We start from the raw sequence: 3,802 nt of genomic DNA, 5'->3' as shown, positions 1-3,802 counted from the left end.
TTGTCTCCTGCAAACGGATGGCTGGCAGCCCTTGCTTGGTCAAATTCAATCTCATTGATGACCTTAATATGATGGTTCGGCAGAAACATGTCCAAATCCCCGTCTTTCTCAAAATCAAAAAACAATGCCTGGGTACTGTTGGACGGATCATCCAAACCATAGGTAGCGGCACTTTCTATAAAAGTCTGGTTTCCTTGGTTAATGAATAATTCATTTCTACGGCTATCAATATTTCCGTTTCCTGAATAACAAACATAAATATCAAGCCATCCATCAGCATTGATATCTACCATTGTAACCCCGGTTGTCCAGGATTTCTTTCCTTTTACCCCTGCTGTTTTGGAAATATCTTTGAACCTGAAATCCCCTTCGTTAAGGTATAGGACATTATCTGTCATATTTCCTGTGAAAAAAATATCTTCCAGTCCGTCATTGTTGACATCACCTACTGCGACACCACCGCCGTTGTAGAAGTATTCGTAGGTCAGGATATTGTTTTTTTGGTCTTCCTTGAGTGTATTTGAAAAAGTCACTCCTGTTCTTTTGGAGGGTAGGAGTTCAAAAGCACCGATTTTGTTTTTTTCTGTTCCCGAAAAGAAAAACAGCCCAATCCCTGATATTACCATCAATATAGGTAAAATGGATTTTGAAATCGCTTGCATCTTTATTCTGTTCAAATGGTTTTTACCTCAATATAATCCATAATTGGATTTTGATGAACCGAGGATTATTGAAGTACATCGTCAAATATTTTTTCATTGACCACTGCGACACCTCCTAGTAGCCCTACTTCTTTACCGAGCTTGTACAATGACAATTCGGTATTTTCTCTTGCCTTAGCCATACTGTATATGTTCAATGCCTGCTGTATCGGGGTTATAAGGTATTGTTTTGCTTCCGCTACTGAACCTCCGATGATGATCATTTCAGGATTGAGAAGCTGGATAAGGATCGATATCCCTCTGCCTAGATCAAGACCGACTTCCGAAAGGATTGTTATAGCTCTTTGGTCTCCTGCAAGTGCCGCATCCACTACCAAAAAAGGCTCGATTTCATTGTTGTTTTCCCTTACCATTCGGGACAAAATCGAATCGCTGTCTGTGGCTATGGCTTCTTTGGCCATGCGGACGATTGCCGTGCCGGAAGCAACCGATTCCAGACATCCTTTTTTTCCGCAGGTGCACGTGATGTCGCTTGATTCGAAAATGGGAGAGTGGCTAAACTCCCCGGCAAATCCTGAAGCACCCTGGTAAATTTTGCCGTCGATGATGATTCCCAATCCAATTCCCCAACCAATAAAAATACCAAGCACATTTTTGTAATTGTCTTTTTGACCGAATTTGAATTCGGCAAGGGTCATTGCCCTTGCATCGTTTTCCAAAAACACCCTTCTTTCCAGTCTCGCTTCAAAATTTTCAACAAGACTTTTTTTCCCGAATTTCAGGTAAGTATGGTTGATGCCATTGATGGAATCTATCAATCCCGGCATGGAAATCCCAATGGCAATGATTTTTTCATCAGCAATTCCTGATTTGTTTTTATGACTCAAAATGAAATCACAAATCTGCTCGAAAGTATCTTTTTCATTGTTTAGGGTAATTTTGATGGTTTCGGCCTCTGTGATGGCTTCATTTGTGCTGTTATAGATTGCTGCTCTGACCCGGAATTTATTGATGTCCACTGAAAGGACGTAAAACGCATCTTCTGCCAACTGGTACAAGTCAGGTTTTCTACCACCTTGTGATTCTGCCCTACCGTTTTTTATTACTTCTCCTGAAGTCATCAAATCACCCAACAGCGAATTGACTGTGGGTAGTGAAATCCCGACTTCAGTGCATATTTCCCCTGCGGTATTGCTCCCTTTTGTATATAAGTTTTTGATCAACTTCAATTTGTTGGTATAACTCTTGGTTTCTACCACTCCCAGAATCTTTTCCAGGTTTTTTTTAGGGTTTATTAAGTTCATCCTTTGACTTTAAGAAAGCCAATTAAATGATTTTTTAAAGCATATCAAAAGTGCTTAATAAAAAAAATCTATTATCAAGGTTCGATTTATGTAAAATAATCCATCGATTCTACAATTTGATAGCGGGCTTATAGAAGTTTTTATTTTTAACCTGATTTTAATTTCTTTTTTGAGTTTTTCAATTAAGCAAATCCTTACTTCTAATTAATCTGATAATTTCAATAAGGTGGGTTTTTGAGTTTGATTGGTGGTCATTGACTAGGAAACAAAAGAGGCCCTGATCGGGCCTCTCTTGATTTGGCTTAGTTTCCACCTCTGCCTCCTCCTCGGGAAGATGAAGTTGACCTGCTTCCAGACCCGGATGTAGATTCTTGACCGCTTTTTGGTTTTTCTTCAGTCCTTGGTTTTGCAACCTGCGGAGTCTGCCGATTTTGAACCGGTTTTTTGATTTCTTGCTGCATTCTCTGATTAGTCTGTTGCCTTGTTGATTCGACTTGTCTTTTGGTATTTTCAATTGCCCTTGAAACATCAGGTTTGTTGGATGAAGCTGCCTGCCCAGATCTTGAATTCCCATTTACAATTGATGGAGAACTGTTTCTTGACCTTTGTTCAGTATTTGGTGACTGTGCAGGCTTATTTTGAATCTTTGATTGGGGTTGTTCAAATGACCTGCTAGTGTTGGTATTTTGGGAATTTCTTGAAGGAGATGCAGATTCATTTATTCCATTATTGGAATTGTACGGGCTGTTTCTATTTGATTCCCTAGGAGATTGAGCCTGTCTTTCTGATTCACGGGAAGGTTGATTTTGGACGCTTCTCGTTGAGGAAGAACTTGACCTAGTTTCCATGATGGATTTCTCTTTAAATTCCTCAGCAGTAAACACCCTTGATGGTCGGGGATTTTCATTTCTTTCTTTGACATCCCTCACCTCAGGACGGTACACACTCAACCTATCTTTTTGAACTACTGTTCTTCCCGGTTTTTCCGAATCACTGATTTGATAAACTGGTACCACAGTCCTTGTAGATCTTTCGATTTCTCTTTTTGAAGGACCGGAATAGTAGGTGTTATTATTATAGACATAAGTGTTGTTGATGAAGGTTGTTCTGCTATAGATAGTTGGCACATGATAAGCAGGAGCGCAATACCTGTAGAAATTTCTTGATCGGAATCTCCTTTGCGGTATGAATACCCAGTAATTGGAAGGTATATGAAAAGATACGCTCACTTGGAAGCCCGGACCTAAGGGTGCCCAACCATAATATCCACCCCCTGTTCTCCAATTGACCCAAGCGGGTCCCCATTCGTATCCCGGGACCCAAGCCCATCCATAATAATCATTCCAAAACCAGCGTCCATAATGAAACGGTGCCCAACCCCATTGATAATTTGATACCCATGTATTTCCAAAATTGGTCATTTCCCAATATCCGTTTGTACCATAAGGATGAAATCCCTGCTCCACAAATGGAATCCAGACATAGCCATATGTAGGATCCATAACCCAGTCTCCATAAGGGCTCAATTCATTGTAAAACACCTGAAAGGAAATACCATGATTTGGACCTGCTTTAGACTCTTGACTGAAACCCATTCCCAATCCGATCAGGACCAGAAAACTTAGCCGATAAATAGTTGACCTTTTCATATTAATTTGGTTTAGTTTCTTGGTGGGTTTTACGGCAGTTTAAAGAATTAAGTTCTATATTATTATTAAATTAAAAATAGTTTATTATAAGATATTTTTTTTTTTTAAAGAAATTTATTTTGAAAAAAAAAAATATAATTCTTTATAACTTTAAATTAATATTTTAATATATCTATATGAAATTAAA

Annotated in this window: 3 protein-coding genes; all 3 read right to left on the bottom strand. The window is 39.0% G+C overall.

Annotated features, from left to right (window positions below; genetic code table 11):
* Nucleotides 1-626: FG-GAP repeat domain-containing protein (locus ACZFYI_RS17025; RefSeq protein ID WP_462525327.1), on the bottom strand; the 626-nt coding region annotated here is incomplete at its 3' end.
* A gap of 101 nt (nt 627-727) precedes the next feature.
* Complete coding sequence (locus tag ACZFYI_RS17020) at nt 728-1,966, bottom strand: ROK family protein (protein ID WP_462525326.1); 1,239 nt, start codon at nt 1,964-1,966, stop codon at nt 728-730.
* A 302-nt stretch (nt 1,967-2,268) separates the two neighbouring features.
* Nucleotides 2,269-3,615, bottom strand: a complete 1,347-nt coding sequence (locus ACZFYI_RS17015; protein ID WP_462525325.1) for a DUF6600 domain-containing protein — start codon at nt 3,613-3,615, stop codon at nt 2,269-2,271.
* Nucleotides 3,616-3,802 lie beyond the last annotated feature (187 nt).

The sequence above is a fragment of the Aquiflexum sp. genome (assembly GCF_977115555.1).
The sequence above is the reverse complement of the archived record's forward strand: the minus strand, read 5'-3'. Positions and strand labels throughout refer to the sequence as shown.